This window comes from Tritonibacter mobilis (assembly GCF_001681715.1).
Taxonomy (GTDB): domain Bacteria; phylum Pseudomonadota; class Alphaproteobacteria; order Rhodobacterales; family Rhodobacteraceae; genus Epibacterium; species Epibacterium mobile.
The window spans coordinates 66,184-78,403 of sequence record NZ_LNWY01000008.1 but is presented as its reverse complement, the minus strand read 5'-3'; the positions used below and the strand labels follow the sequence as shown (position 1 = coordinate 78,403).

Genomic DNA, 12,220 nt, shown 5'->3' with positions numbered 1-12,220 from the left:
TTGTTACAGACCGTTGACGGGTACCTTGAGCATTGGGCGCCCATCCTTATCGGTTGGTACTTCACCAGCGCGCATATTCACCTGCAGGGACGGAATGATGAGTTTCGGCATATCAAGCTGGGCATCCCGTTCAGTGCGAAACTTGACGAATTCCTCCTTCGTCTTGCCACCGCCGACATGGATGTTGTGCTCTTTTTCTTCGCCTACGGTGGTTTCCCAAGCGATATCGCGACCATTGGGGCCATAGTCGTGACACATAAAGAGGCGCATCTCATCAGGTAGCCTGAGCACTTTTTGAATACTGTCATAAAGCGTTCCGGCGTCGCCTCCCGGGAAATCGGCGCGTGCGGAACCGCCATCAGGCATAAAGAGCGTATCACCGACAAAAGCCGCATTCCCCACCACATGGACCATGCATGCGGGTGTGTGGCCCGGCGTATACATCGCAAATGCCTGCATAGTGCCGATTGTATAGGTGTCGCCATCCTCAAGGAGGCGATCAAACTGCGAACCGTCTCGCTGAAACTCGGTTCCTTCGTTAAAGATCTTGCCGAAGGTATCCTGCACGACCATGATCTTTGAACCAATTCCGATTTTGCCACCCAACTTGTCTTGAATGTATGGCGCGGCGGAAAGATGGTCTGCATGCACATGGGTCTCGATGATCCATTCGAGTTGCAGGCCCTGAGATTGGATTTGATGGATCAGTTCATCCGCATGATCGTAAGTGATACGCCCGGCGGCATAGTCGATGTCCATCACACTATCGATGATTGCGCAGGCATTTGAGGCTGGATCTTTTACGATGTAGCTGATGGTATTGGTGGCGTCGTCAAAGAAGGACTGAACCTCAGGTTTGACATCCATATTCACGGGATAAGTGGTCATTTGGCCTCCTCCGGGCATTGTGTCGCGTTACGATGTGGCCTTTAGCGGCAAATTGGACAGCAGGCGGCGCAGGAAGAAACCGCCGACGACAGCGCATAAAAACAGCGCAACTTCCCAACGGCCTGTTCCAAGGGCGGGAATGGCTGCACCGGGGCAAAATCCTGCAATGCCCCAGCCGATACCAAAAAGCGCCGAGCCACCAATCAGCTTCGCATCGATCAGTGTTGATGTGGGGATCTGAAAGCGATCCGAAAAGAGGGGCGTGTCGCGCTTCCACACCAGCCGGTAGCCAAGAAAAGTCACCGTCAGAGCGCCCGCCATCACAAAGGCCAGACTGGGATCCCAACTCCCCATCACATCAAAGAAATTCAGCACCTTGGCAGGATTCATCATGCCAGAGAGCGCGATCCCGATCCCAAAGACGAGCCCGGTAAGAACCGTGTAAATCAGTTGCATAGGTTCAGCCTCCGAACGCGTGTCGTATCAGGTAAACCGTGATGGCAGCCGTCGCCATAAATGTCGGCACCGCCACAATGGAACGCAGAGAGAGGCGGGACAATCCGCATATGCCATGCCCCGATGTGCAGCCAGAGCCAAGACTTGCACCTAATCCCACGATGAGACCGCCAACCACGATCATGATCGGGCTTGAGGGGACTGAGATCTCAGGCATCGTGCCCGTCACGACAAAAATTGCGCCCGGCGCAATCAACATGCCAGCAATCAAAGCAACACGCCATGTGGCCTCTTGGCGCGAGGTCACGAACACTGCACCAGACAATATCCCCGTCGCCCCCAAAATGCGCCCAAGTCCAAGCATGAGCAGTACCACAGCCAGCCCGACTAAAGCCCCGCCGCCGAAAGACATCAAAGGTGTAAAGGCCGTTTCCATCAATTATCTCCTGCAGGTTTTCACGCCGAGGATCGAATAGATCGGGCACACCCTGAGCGCGGCGACCAACAGCATCACGACGCCTATTGCTGCAGCGCCATATTTGGCGAGAACGCTATCGAAAAACGGCATCCCACTCAGAAATGCGAGGTATAATAGCGCGAGACCGAGCGCGATGCGCAGCAGGCGATCAAGTGTTCCGACATTGGGCGCCATAACGTCCTCCAAACTGAATTCGATTGGACAAGAGGTACAGGACGGGCTTGGGCGGTTCAGTGATATTGTCACTTAAGCGCGATTTTCATGCTGCAAGCTCAATCGCTATCCGCAAGCCCCCGCAGTGCTGGTTTGTTGGTGATGGTGATCCGCCCCCGAGATTGCGCGATCAACTCGCGCTTTTGGAAATCATGTAACACGCGCGAGATCACCTCGCGTGCTGTACCCAACTCGCTGGCGATCTGCTGGTGCGTTGCGGCGATCTCTTTGTCGCCACCTGCAAGTGTCAGAAGTCGATCCGCGAGGCGCACATCAATCCGACCAAAGGCCACATCATCCACCACGCGCAGCAAATCAATCAGCCTGCGTGAATAGGCTGCGAAAACAAACGAGCGGAACGCGGGCTCCTCTGCCACCAATCTGTCAAAGGCCAACTTGGGCAACACAATAACGGTGATATCACTCTCTGCGACGCCTTCGGCATTATAAGCCTCTTCGGTCAGCATACAGGCGGTTGTCAGCACACAGCTTTCCCCGGCATCGACCCGATAAAGCACAATATCGCGGCCATTGTCAGACGTCTGAGAAACGCGAATGGTGCCGTCAAACAGGAACAATAAACTGTCGGGCAGGTTTTCCGGGCCAAAGACCTGCTGTCCTTTTGCGTAGTGCCGAATCTGTGCGACGTTAAGCAGGCGGTCGCGGACCAGACGCGGCAATGCCTTCGTGCCCTGAAATTTCTCTGTCCAGTCACCTATGGCCATAAACCCCTCCCTAAATGCGACAAAGCCGCCCAACAGCCGCGCCAATTGACGCAGCGATCATGCGGCAAGTTGAAGCGATTACAGAGTATTACGAGGACGCCCCCCATAGTTCGCTTGCTCTCGTCGCTCAAATTTCTATTTGCGATGTAGGTTATGTGCAACTTCGGTGACCTTGTCACTGACCCGGTGAGCCGCGAGCCGCTAGGCAATCACCAGCCGCACTTGCCCATCGCGGATATCGAGGACCGAGCGAAAAGGACCGACATCATGCTCGACAGTTTCAGTGCAGAGACATTGGCACGCATACAGTTCGCTTTCACCGTTTCATTTCATATCATCTTCCCCGCGTTCTCCATCGGGCTTGCCAGTTTTCTGGCGGTTTTGAACGGGTTATGGATGAAAACCCGAGATCAAACCTATCTGACACTGTTCAACTACTGGAAAAAGATCTTTGCCGTGGCCTTTGGGATGGGGGTCGTGTCGGGGATTGTAATGTCATATCAGTTTGGCACCAATTGGTCGGTTTTTTCCGACAAGGCCGGACCGGTTGTGGGCCCCCTCATGGCCTATGAAGTCCTGTCGGCCTTCTTTCTGGAGGCGGGTTTCCTCGGCATCATGCTGTTCGGGCGAGAGCGCGTGGGCGAGAAGCTCCATATGTTTGCAACCGCCATGGTCGCCTTTGGTACGTTGATGTCGGCCACATGGATCCTGAGCGTAAACAGCTGGATGCAGACCCCAGCAGGGTTTTCGATTGCCGAGAACGGGCAATTCATTCCCGAGGACTGGTGGCAGATCGTCTTCAACCCCTCCTTCCCCTACCGTTTGGTGCATATGGTTCTGGCGGCCTTTCTGACGACATCGCTGGTGGTTGGGGCAGTGGGGGCGCTGCATCTGCTACGCGATCGCAGCGATCAGGAAGCGCGGCGTATGTTTTCCATGGCCATGTGGATGGCGGCGATTGTCACACCGCTGCAAATCTATGCGGGCGACATGCATGGGCTCAATACCCTTGAGTACCAGCCCGCAAAAGTCATGGCGATGGAAGGCCACTACGAGAGCCACCCGGACGGTGCGCCGCTCATTTTGTTCGGCATTGTAAATCAGGCTGAACGACAGATTGATTACGCGCTCGAAATCCCAAAACTAAGCTCTCTCATCCTCAAGCATTCGCTGAACGCGCCACTTGATGGTCTGGACACGATCCCCGACGATGAAGAGCCGCCCGTCGCCATTGTGTTCTACAGCTTCCGGGTGATGGTCGGGCTTGGCTTTGCGATGCTCGGGCTGGGCCTCTGGAGCCTTTGGGCCCGCTATCGCGGCACATTGTTCACAACACCTTGGCTGCACCGCGCAGCAATCTTGATGGGTCCGACCGGCTTTATTGCGGTTCTGGCAGGATGGATCACCACAGAAGTTGGGCGACAACCTTATACCGTCTACGGCCTCCTGCGAACGAGCGATAGTCTTGCGCCCGTCGCGGCCCCAGCCGTTGCGACCTCACTCGTTGCCTTCATTATTGTCTACTTCTTCGTCTTTGGTGCGGGCACATACTACCTGCTGCGTATGATGAACAAACGCCCGGCAACACCACGCCTTGGTCTTAGAGACGGTCCAATCCGCACTGCCGGGATCACACCGGCGCAACAGATCGAAGAAGACTTCATCCCCGGCGAAAAGGACACTGCTCAATGATATTCGATCTTGCGTTCATCTGGGCGGGGCTCATTGCTTTTGCAGTCCTGACCTATGTCATCCTTGACGGGTTCGATCTTGGTATCGGTATCTTGTTCCCTTTTGGGAAATCCGAACAAGACCGAGACCTGATGATGAATTCTGTCGCACCGGTTTGGGACGGTAACGAGACATGGCTGGTTCTTGGTGGTGGTGGTCTGTTTGCGGTCTTTCCACTCGCCTATGCCATCGTGATGCCGGCTCTCTACATGCCGATCATACTCATGCTCTTGGCGTTGGTGTTTCGCGGCGTCTCCTTTGAATATCGCTGGCGCACTCAGAACAAACGCCTATGGGATATCGCTTTCTTCGGCGGGTCGTTTGTCGCGGCCCTATGTCAGGGTATCGCGCTGGGCGCATTGGTGCAGGGGATCGAAATCGACGGGCGCGCCTATGCAGGTGGCTGGTTCGATTGGCTCACGCCGTTTTCCGTGCTGACCGGATTTGCCGTTGTGATCGGCTACGCCTTGCTTGGCGCGACGTGGCTTGTGCTCAAGACGGAGCATGACATTCAAATGCAAATGCGAGGCTATGCATGGTGGCTTGGCGCTGCAACGCTCGGCCTCATCGGTCTCGTCAGTCTTCTGACCCCGTTTCAGGAGCCAGAGTACTTTCAGCGCTGGTTCAATCTTCCCGGCAGCCTATTTTCCATGATCGTACCCTTGTTGATGCTGGGCCTGACCTGGGCCTTCTTTCGAGGGCTGAACGATGGCAAGGATGCGCAGCCGTTTTGGGCCGCACTTGGGTTCTTTGTGGTGAGCTATATCGGCATCGGCATCAGCTTCTATCCGATGATGGTCCCGCCCTCCCTGACCATCTGGGAGGCGTCCGCCCCTGATGCGAGCCTTGCCTTTACGCTGGTCGGAGCCGCGATCCTCATCCCCATCATTTTGGGCTATACAGCCTACGCCTACTGGGTATTTCGCGGCAAGATGGATCCGTCAGAGGGCTATCACTGATGAAGCTAAAATGGGTTTGGTTTATCGGCCTCTGGATTGTCAGCGTCGCAATCCTCGGGGTGGTCGCAATGCTTATTCGTGCGATGATCCTATGAATGCGGTGTGAGTGCTGTGCCTACCCATGTGGCGCAGCACTCACCATAACCAAGCTAGCGGCTTTCGATTGTCGCTAGCCTTGCAGCCACACTCTGCAATTCTGTAAATGCATCGAACCGCTGCTGATGCTGAGCTGCATAGCTGCTGTTTGGTGTTGCCCGACGGGCGACCCGTGACATATTCGGCATCGCATCCGTCAACGCGCCGTATCGCCCCGCCGCAACGGCCGCCAGCATGGCCGATCCCAACAGTACCGGTTCTGTGCTCTCTGTGACCTCAACCGGCAAGCCCGTGGCATCAGCCAAAACCTGACAAGACAGCGGATGTGTACCTGCACCCCCGGAGACGGACAAAGCCCGCACCGTTATGCCCTGCCCGGCCTGTGCCTGCAGAATTTGACGTAACCCGTAAGCAAGGCCGCATAATCCAGCCAAATAGAGCGCCACAAGACTGTCGATACCTTGTTGCAATCCCAGACCTGCTACCACTGCACGGCGTTTGGGATCAGCAAATGGCGCGCGGTTACCCAAGTACTCGGGCACCACATGCAACCCATGGGCCAGTCCAACCGCCTCGCTAGGGTGTGCAACCTTGTTGAGTGCCTGATCTGCGAGCCATTGTGTCAGGCCCATACCACATTCTGCCGCCAGTTGCGCGGCTTCGGCACTTGCAGGATGCGATGCGGTGAGTTGATCCAAGGCCGCGCCCGCTGCAGACTGGCCGCCCTCATTGAGCCAAAGCCCCGGCACCATCGCGGACCGATATGGCCCCCAAACACCGGGGACAAAATGTGCAACAGTGCTGGACGTCATCGTGCAGGACGACGTGCCAAAGACGTAGGCCATTGTCTGGCATGCCGCATCCGATGCGCCACTGGCCCCAACGGTCCCCACACCACCCGCATGTGCATCAATCAGCCCTGCAGCCACCGCGACACCTGCCCTCAAGCCCATCTCTGCTGCCGCTTGCTGTGTCAGGCCCTTCCCCAGAGAGGTCCCGGCTGGGACAACTCGGGGTCCGATCCGGGCGAACTCCTGATCAACCAGATCACCTAATCCTATGCTATGAAAATATCCGGCATCCCAACGATCTTCATGGGCGAGATATGTCCACTTGCAGGTCACGGTACAAATCGAGCGCTCCAATGCACCGCTGGCTTTCCACGTCAGAAAATCCGTCAGATCAAAGAAATGAGCAGCGGATGAATAAACCTCGGGCAGGTTTTCACGTAACCAGAGCAACTTGGGCGTTTGCATCTCGGGCGAGATCGTGCCGCCCACATAATCCAACACAGAATGGCCGTTCGCGTTGATCCGTTCCGCCTGCGTGCGGGCACGGTGATCAGACCAGACGATAATATCTCGCTCCGGATGGTTTGGGTCACCCACTCCGGATGTCGCGCCCTGCACCACCAGTGAGCAGGTGGCGTCAAATCCAATGCCAACGATCAAATCAGGATCGACTTCTGCCCCGGCCACTGCCTCGCGCACACTCGCGCAGACCGAGCGCCAGACCTGAGCGCTGGATTGTTCAAAATGCCCAGTATCAGAGCGATGCATTTCTAATGCGGTCTTCGCACTGCTGATCAAATGCCCCCGGTTGTCAAATACACCTGCCCGGGCCGATCCGGTGCCCACGTCCACGCCGAGAAAATACTGCATAGTATCGCTCATGCTGGTGTCTCCTGTCGCAATATAAGATCCGCCACCCGGCTCTTCGCGATCACTTCTCGACCGTTGGGCAGATCGTTAGCTTCAAGCTTGTGGAGTATTTGTTCTTCGGTCAGTTGATAGTGCAGCCACCGCTGCCGCAACCGCGCGGCTAGCACGGGTTCGGGCACATCAATCAGGACAGTTTTGTCGAACCGTGGCTGCAGGCGATCCCATGGAGACTGCGCGAGGAGAAGATAGTTGCCTTCGATGATAATCAGCCGGGCCTTGCGATCAATCAGGCGTGCTGATCCGCGTGAAATTTCCAGATCCCGATCGAACACCGGCACGGCCACCGTATCTTCATGATCGTCCTGAAGTCTTTGTAAGACCGAAAGCAGTCCGCCCACGTCAAATGTATCTGGCGCGCCCTTCCATGGCCGACGCCCCTTGGTTTCCAGAATGGCATCGTCAAAGTGGAAACCATCCATGGGGAGCACCGCGCTTTCACCGGGGCGGCGCGCCTCTAACCATCTGTGGAGGGTCTCCGCTGTGGTGCTTTTGCCAGAACCCGGTGCTCCGGCAATTGCCAGAAACCGCCGTCCGGGTGCGTCCATCAGCGTGAGAGCCTCCGCAAAGAGACCCTCCATGTCGATCACACGTGACATCAGATCAGTCGGTATTGCGCAGCCTTGTTGCGCAGAAACGGAAGACCTTTGGACATCACCTCATCATGGTCACGCGCCACCGGGCGCCAAACGGCCAGACCAAAGCCCACCTCAGGCGGCATATTGATAAAGCTCTCCATTGCTAGCCCGCCCTTGAAATCAATCGCTTTCAAGGTGGCGAAGATTTCGTCCCAGTCGCAGCACCCCTCACCCGGTGTGCCACGGTCACTTTCGGACAGGTGGATGTAACGCAGATAGTCGCGTGCATCGAGGATACCGTTGGCGGCACCTTTTTCCTCGATGTTCATGTGATAGGTGTCGAGGTGGATGAAGATATTGTCGGACCCTACGCGCTCAATCATGTCACGGGCCTGCCAACCGGTATTGATCAGGTGGTTCTCGTAACGGTTCACCGGCTCAATACCAAATAGCAAACCCACCGATTTCGCATAAGCCGCCGCGGCCTCAAGGACGCGCGCAACGTTGTCGTATTCTCCTTCGGTTGGATAGGTGCCGGTGCGCTGCCCGATCCCACCAAACGTCACACCGGAGAGAGCCTCTGCGCCGCAGGCCTTGGTTTTATCGATCGCGAGTTTCAGATAGGTGATCGCGCCCTCCGGGTTGACCGAAGCCCAGTATTGTTCTGGCAAACCCAAAGAGCAAACCGCCCGCAATCCGCTGCGCTCAAGCAGGGCCGCAGTATGGGTCGTGTCGACCTCAGCGGGGCGGAGCATCGGGATTTCGATGAAATCGACCCCATAGGCTTGTGCTCCGGTCACGGCGCGCTCTGCGCCTTCGCGATCCCAATTCATCGTCCACATGCTGGTATGTACGCCAAAGCCTTGCATTATTTATCCTTTCCGGAGAATACGTCGATTAACCGCCGCAGGCGGCCGGATCGCAGAACCATGACGGCGATCAGAAACAGGCCCCATACGGCCGTTGCGAGATGTTGATTAGCGCCAATCAGATTGAGGCCCGAAGACAGCACCTGCAGGATCACCAGCGCGATGATGACGGGGGCAACGCGGCCATGCCCGCCAAAGGGATCAATCCCGCCGAGGAAGCACGCCAGCACCGTGATCAGCAGCATGGCCTCACCGTGACCCACGCGCACCGAATTGAACCGCGCCGCCATCAGGATGCCCGCTATCGCGCATAGCACCCCAGACAGCATGTAGATCAGCACCAGCGTGCGCTTGGCATTGAGGCCGGCATACTCCGCTGCCCGCATGTTCGAGCCGGTCATATAGACCGAAAACCCATGTGGCGTGCGGCGTAGCAATACATGCCATCCAAGCGCGATCAGGCCAAACAGGATCAGCGGCACGGGAATACCGATCAGGGAGCCATGACCCAGAACACGCATGTAGTCAGGAAAGCCGGAAATGTCGCCGCCCCGGGTCAGGAACTCGCCCAGCCCCCGCAGAAAGATCATCATCGCAAGCGACACAAGGATCGGATGTGCGCCCACATAAGCGACCACCGCCCCCATCGCAGCGCCCGCCAGTGCGCCGACCAGCAAGGCCAGCGCGCAACCGAGTATAAAGGCCCCGATGCCCGCTTCGGCCCCGCCGAACTGCATGATGGTCCATGCCAGCGTCAGCCCGCAAATATTCGCGGTAAACACGATGGCGAGGTTTAGGCCCCCCGACAGGATTGGCGCCAGCATCGCAAGGGTCAGCAGGCCCAGGAGCGGCATCTGAAATCCCATCGACCCAAGGTTCGCACCCGTCAAGAACCTCGGAGAGGCCAGCGAGAAGAGCAACACCAGCAGGCCCAGCATTGCCAGCAGCCCGAGGTTTTCACCATGAGGACCGGTTTTGATCCGGGACATGCGTGACAACAGCGCGGTCATGAGCGAGCCTCCTTGCGACGTGGCCGCAGCGACAGATCGATATTGGATGTTGAAATGGCGATCAGGATGGCGGCGCCGATAATCATCTGGAAGGCAAAGGGCGAGACCCCGAGCAAGTTCAGCCCGTTTTGCGTGATGGCGACAAACATGACGCCGAGGATGCAGCCCAAAATGGTCCCCTTGCCGCCGCCCAGCCGAGCGCCCCCTAGAACAACCGCAGCCAAGACCTCCAACTCGCGCCCATACAGCGCATTGGGCACCACCTCCTTTACGATATTGACCTGACAGAGACCGGCGATGCCCGCCATCAACCCCATCCAGCCAAAGGCGACCCCCTGCATCACAGCGATATTGACGCCGGCACGGCGCGCACCTTCGGGATTGTCGCCGAATGCATAGAGCTGACGGCCAATATTGCTGCGCTGGATCAAGGCCCAGGTGGCGATCACGCAGCCGATCATCACCGCGACCGACAGTGTCAACTCCGACCAAATGCCTTGCGCATTTTCATACTCGAAGATGAAGATACGCGCGGTCCACCAATCGGGCAGATCGTAGATGTTGCGTCCACCGCTGAAGAACATCAGCAGGCCGAAGAAGGCGTTGAATGTGGCGATGGTCACCACAATCGAGATGATGCGGAAACCGTGGATCAGCCACGCATTGAGCAGCCCAAGCAGGATGCCGAGTGAGCCGCAAAACAGGAACCCCAGCAACCAGTTGCCGCCGCCGACACTGATCAACAGCTTGGCGGCGATGTACTGCACCACCGAAGAGGCCACCGCAAAAGAGATATCAATCCCGCCTGCAATCAACACCACCAGCAGCCCAACCGCCCAGATCAGGTTGACGGCACTGTTGTTCAGGAGCGAGGTCAGGTTGGGCAAGGTGGCAAATTGCGGCGCGGCCACGGCTAGCGCGATACAGATGAGCGCCAGCACCACGGCCAGCCGAAGCTCGATCTTATAGGGTCGCAAGAGATCACGCATAGATCCGCTCCTCAAGTTGGGGGACAGTGATGTCACGCGGGTCATAGGTCTGACGAATGCGGCCATCCGCCATGTGCAGGATGCGGTCGGAATGATACATGACCTCGGTGACCTCATCCGAGATCAACAGGATCGCCAGCCCCTCTTCCGCCAAGGTGCGAACGATGCGGAAAATGCCCGCACGCGCGCCGACATCGACCCCCACGGTGGGGCTGTCGAGGATCAACAGGCGCGGTTCCGTGGCCAGCCATTTGGCCAGCACCACCTTTTGCTGATTGCCGCCGGACAGGGTTGAGATCGCATCCTCGGGCGAACCAATCTTGACGCCCAATTCACGGATCCAGTGATTGACAGTCGCCGCTTTGTCGCGATCCGAGATCAGTCCGGTTGCAGTGGTCAGTTTTTGCAAAATCGAAATCACCGTATTGTCGGCAATCGATTGTTTCTGAAGAAGACCAAGCGACAGGCGATCTTCGGAAACATACGCAAGCCCGCGCTTGATTGCGTCGCGGATACTGCCGGGCCGGTATGATGCTCCTTCCAGCCGCATCTCTCCCGTATCAGCGGGGCGCAGCCCCATCATCACATGGGCCAGCTCGGTTCGCCCGGCGCCGATCAGCCCGGTCAGCCCGAGGACCTCGCCCGCACGAATGTCAAAAGACACATCGGCAAATTCACCCTGACGCGACAGGCCCTTGGCCTCGAATACAACATCTGCGTCAGGCAGATCCCGCGCGACCACCTCGTGCTCGATCAGATGCCCGGTCATCAGCTCCCCTAGTCGAGCCTGCGTCATCCCTTCGGTCGGATACACTCCGACCAGATTGCCATCCCGGACCACCGTGACCCGTTCTGCAATATCAAGCACCTCTGCCAAACGGTGACTGACAAACACAATGGCGACCCCGGCGGCAGAGAGTTTGCGCACAATGTCCAGCAAGCGGTCGGTTTCGGATTGGGTCAAAGACGCTGTTGGTTCATCCATGAAAATGAGCCGCGCGTCGTTCATCAACGCCCGCGCAATCGCCACCACCTGTCGTTGCGCAATCGGCAGATCGTTGAGCGGCGCAGCCAGATCCATGGTCACGCCCAGACGGGACAGAACCTCGCCGGATCTTTCAACCATCTCGCGATAGCGCACCGACTGGGGGCGCAGACCAACCAGATCGTCAAAGGCAATGTTCTCCGCCACGCTCATATGTGGAAACAGTGCGAGATCCTGCCAGATCACCGACACGCCGCGCTGACGGGCTTGCACCGGCGTGATCCGGTCAACAGCCTCGCCGAAAAGCTCGATCAACCCTGCCTGTTCGGGTTGATGCACCCCTGTTACCACTTTGATAAGGGTCGATTTTCCGCAGCCGTTCTCGCCCGCGAGACAATGCACCTCGCCCGCGCGTACTTCAAAATCGACCTGATTCAGTGCCTGCACCCCGCCAAAGGCCTTGGAGACCTTATGCAGTCGCAGCGCAAATTGTTCTGCCGGAGCAGGTGTCATGGATCACCTCTG

Annotated in this window: 13 protein-coding genes; 2 read left to right on the top strand and 11 right to left on the bottom strand. The window is 57.4% G+C overall.

What is annotated here, in order from left to right:
- Nucleotides 1-3: 3 nt before the first annotated feature.
- From UB90_RS09895 to UB90_RS09875, 5 genes are all read right to left on the bottom strand, one after another.
- The gene (locus UB90_RS09895) at nucleotides 4-888 is read right to left on the bottom strand and encodes an MBL fold metallo-hydrolase (RefSeq protein ID WP_065326850.1); all 885 of its coding nucleotides are present in this window, start codon (nucleotides 886-888) and stop codon (nucleotides 4-6) included.
- A 27-nt stretch (nucleotides 889-915) separates the two neighbouring features.
- Nucleotides 916-1,344: a DUF6691 family protein gene (locus UB90_RS09890; protein WP_065322353.1), complete on the bottom strand. Its 429-nt coding sequence runs from the start codon at nucleotides 1,342-1,344 to the stop codon at nucleotides 916-918.
- Nucleotides 1,345-1,348: 4 nt separating this feature from the next.
- Nucleotides 1,349-1,780 carry a YeeE/YedE family protein gene (locus UB90_RS09885; protein ID WP_065326851.1) on the bottom strand — a complete coding sequence of 144 codons (432 nt, stop codon included), beginning with the start codon at nucleotides 1,778-1,780 and terminating at the stop codon, nucleotides 1,349-1,351.
- A 3-nt stretch (nucleotides 1,781-1,783) separates the two neighbouring features.
- Nucleotides 1,784-1,996, bottom strand: a complete 213-nt coding sequence (locus tag UB90_RS09880; RefSeq protein WP_065326852.1) for a YgaP family membrane protein — start codon at nucleotides 1,994-1,996, stop codon at nucleotides 1,784-1,786.
- A gap of 98 nt (nucleotides 1,997-2,094) precedes the next feature.
- Complete coding sequence (locus tag UB90_RS09875; RefSeq protein WP_065326853.1) at nucleotides 2,095-2,760, bottom strand: Crp/Fnr family transcriptional regulator; 666 nt, start codon at nucleotides 2,758-2,760, stop codon at nucleotides 2,095-2,097.
- Between the two features lie 267 nt (nucleotides 2,761-3,027).
- Between UB90_RS09875 and UB90_RS09870 the strand changes: the two genes are divergently transcribed.
- Together UB90_RS09870 and cydB are read left to right on the top strand one after the other, a co-directional pair.
- The gene (locus UB90_RS09870) at nucleotides 3,028-4,452 is read left to right on the top strand and encodes a cytochrome ubiquinol oxidase subunit I (protein ID WP_204161387.1); all 1,425 of its coding nucleotides are present in this window, start codon (nucleotides 3,028-3,030) and stop codon (nucleotides 4,450-4,452) included.
- Entirely contained in the window at nucleotides 4,449-5,450 is a 1,002-nt protein-coding gene (gene cydB / locus UB90_RS09865; RefSeq protein ID WP_065326855.1) for a cytochrome d ubiquinol oxidase subunit II, read from the top strand. The genes UB90_RS09870 and cydB overlap by 4 nt, the downstream gene beginning before the upstream one ends.
- Before the next feature lie 149 nt (nucleotides 5,451-5,599).
- Here cydB and UB90_RS09860 read toward each other — a convergent pair whose 3' ends face one another.
- From UB90_RS09860 to UB90_RS09835, 6 genes are read right to left on the bottom strand one after another with little or no spacing between them, the layout of a single operon-like run.
- A complete protein-coding gene (locus UB90_RS09860; protein ID WP_081285555.1) occupies nucleotides 5,600-7,219 on the bottom strand; it encodes an FGGY-family carbohydrate kinase in 1,620 nt (539 codons plus the stop codon).
- A complete protein-coding gene (locus tag UB90_RS09855) occupies nucleotides 7,216-7,863 on the bottom strand; it encodes a nucleoside/nucleotide kinase family protein (protein WP_065326856.1) in 648 nt (215 codons plus the stop codon). Before UB90_RS09855 ends, UB90_RS09860 begins: the two co-directional genes overlap by 4 nt.
- Nucleotides 7,863-8,711, bottom strand: a complete 849-nt coding sequence (locus UB90_RS09850) for a sugar phosphate isomerase/epimerase family protein (RefSeq protein ID WP_065326857.1) — start codon at nucleotides 8,709-8,711, stop codon at nucleotides 7,863-7,865. Before UB90_RS09850 ends, UB90_RS09855 begins: the two co-directional genes overlap by 1 nt.
- Nucleotides 8,711-9,721 (bottom strand): ABC transporter permease, encoded by a 1,011-nt coding sequence (locus UB90_RS09845; protein WP_065326858.1) that lies wholly within the window; start codon nucleotides 9,719-9,721, stop codon nucleotides 8,711-8,713. Before UB90_RS09845 ends, UB90_RS09850 begins: the two co-directional genes overlap by 1 nt.
- Nucleotides 9,718-10,710 carry an ABC transporter permease gene (locus UB90_RS09840; RefSeq protein WP_065326859.1) on the bottom strand — a complete coding sequence of 331 codons (993 nt, stop codon included), beginning with the start codon at nucleotides 10,708-10,710 and terminating at the stop codon, nucleotides 9,718-9,720. The genes UB90_RS09845 and UB90_RS09840 overlap by 4 nt, the downstream gene beginning before the upstream one ends.
- Nucleotides 10,703-12,208, bottom strand: a complete 1,506-nt coding sequence (locus UB90_RS09835) for a sugar ABC transporter ATP-binding protein (protein ID WP_065326860.1) — start codon at nucleotides 12,206-12,208, stop codon at nucleotides 10,703-10,705. The genes UB90_RS09840 and UB90_RS09835 overlap by 8 nt, the downstream gene beginning before the upstream one ends.
- Nucleotides 12,209-12,220 lie beyond the last annotated feature (12 nt).

What these genes read in the sequence shown, in the direction of transcription:
- UB90_RS09895 (WP_065326850.1), bottom strand. Translation starts at nt 888, where the DNA reads ATGACCACTTATCCCGTGAATATGGATGTCAAACCTGAGGTTCAGTCC.
- UB90_RS09890 (WP_065322353.1), bottom strand. Translation starts at nt 1,344, where the DNA reads ATGCAACTGATTTACACGGTTCTTACCGGGCTCGTCTTTGGGATCGGG.
- UB90_RS09885 (WP_065326851.1), bottom strand. Translation starts at nt 1,780, where the DNA reads ATGGAAACGGCCTTTACACCTTTGATGTCTTTCGGCGGCGGGGCTTTA.
- UB90_RS09880 (WP_065326852.1), bottom strand. Translation starts at nt 1,996, where the DNA reads ATGGCGCCCAATGTCGGAACACTTGATCGCCTGCTGCGCATCGCGCTC.
- UB90_RS09875 (WP_065326853.1), bottom strand. Translation starts at nt 2,760, where the DNA reads ATGGCCATAGGTGACTGGACAGAGAAATTTCAGGGCACGAAGGCATTG.
- UB90_RS09870 (WP_204161387.1), top strand. Translation starts at nt 3,028, where the DNA reads ATGCTCGACAGTTTCAGTGCAGAGACATTGGCACGCATACAGTTCGCT.
- cydB (WP_065326855.1), top strand. Translation starts at nt 4,449, where the DNA reads ATGATATTCGATCTTGCGTTCATCTGGGCGGGGCTCATTGCTTTTGCA.
- UB90_RS09860 (WP_081285555.1), bottom strand. Translation starts at nt 7,219, where the DNA reads ATGAGCGATACTATGCAGTATTTTCTCGGCGTGGACGTGGGCACCGGA.
- UB90_RS09855 (WP_065326856.1), bottom strand. Translation starts at nt 7,863, where the DNA reads ATGTCACGTGTGATCGACATGGAGGGTCTCTTTGCGGAGGCTCTCACG.
- UB90_RS09850 (WP_065326857.1), bottom strand. Translation starts at nt 8,711, where the DNA reads ATGCAAGGCTTTGGCGTACATACCAGCATGTGGACGATGAATTGGGAT.
- UB90_RS09845 (WP_065326858.1), bottom strand. Translation starts at nt 9,721, where the DNA reads ATGACCGCGCTGTTGTCACGCATGTCCCGGATCAAAACCGGTCCTCAT.
- UB90_RS09840 (WP_065326859.1), bottom strand. Translation starts at nt 10,710, where the DNA reads ATGCGTGATCTCTTGCGACCCTATAAGATCGAGCTTCGGCTGGCCGTG.
- UB90_RS09835 (WP_065326860.1), bottom strand. Translation starts at nt 12,208, where the DNA reads ATGACACCTGCTCCGGCAGAACAATTTGCGCTGCGACTGCATAAGGTC.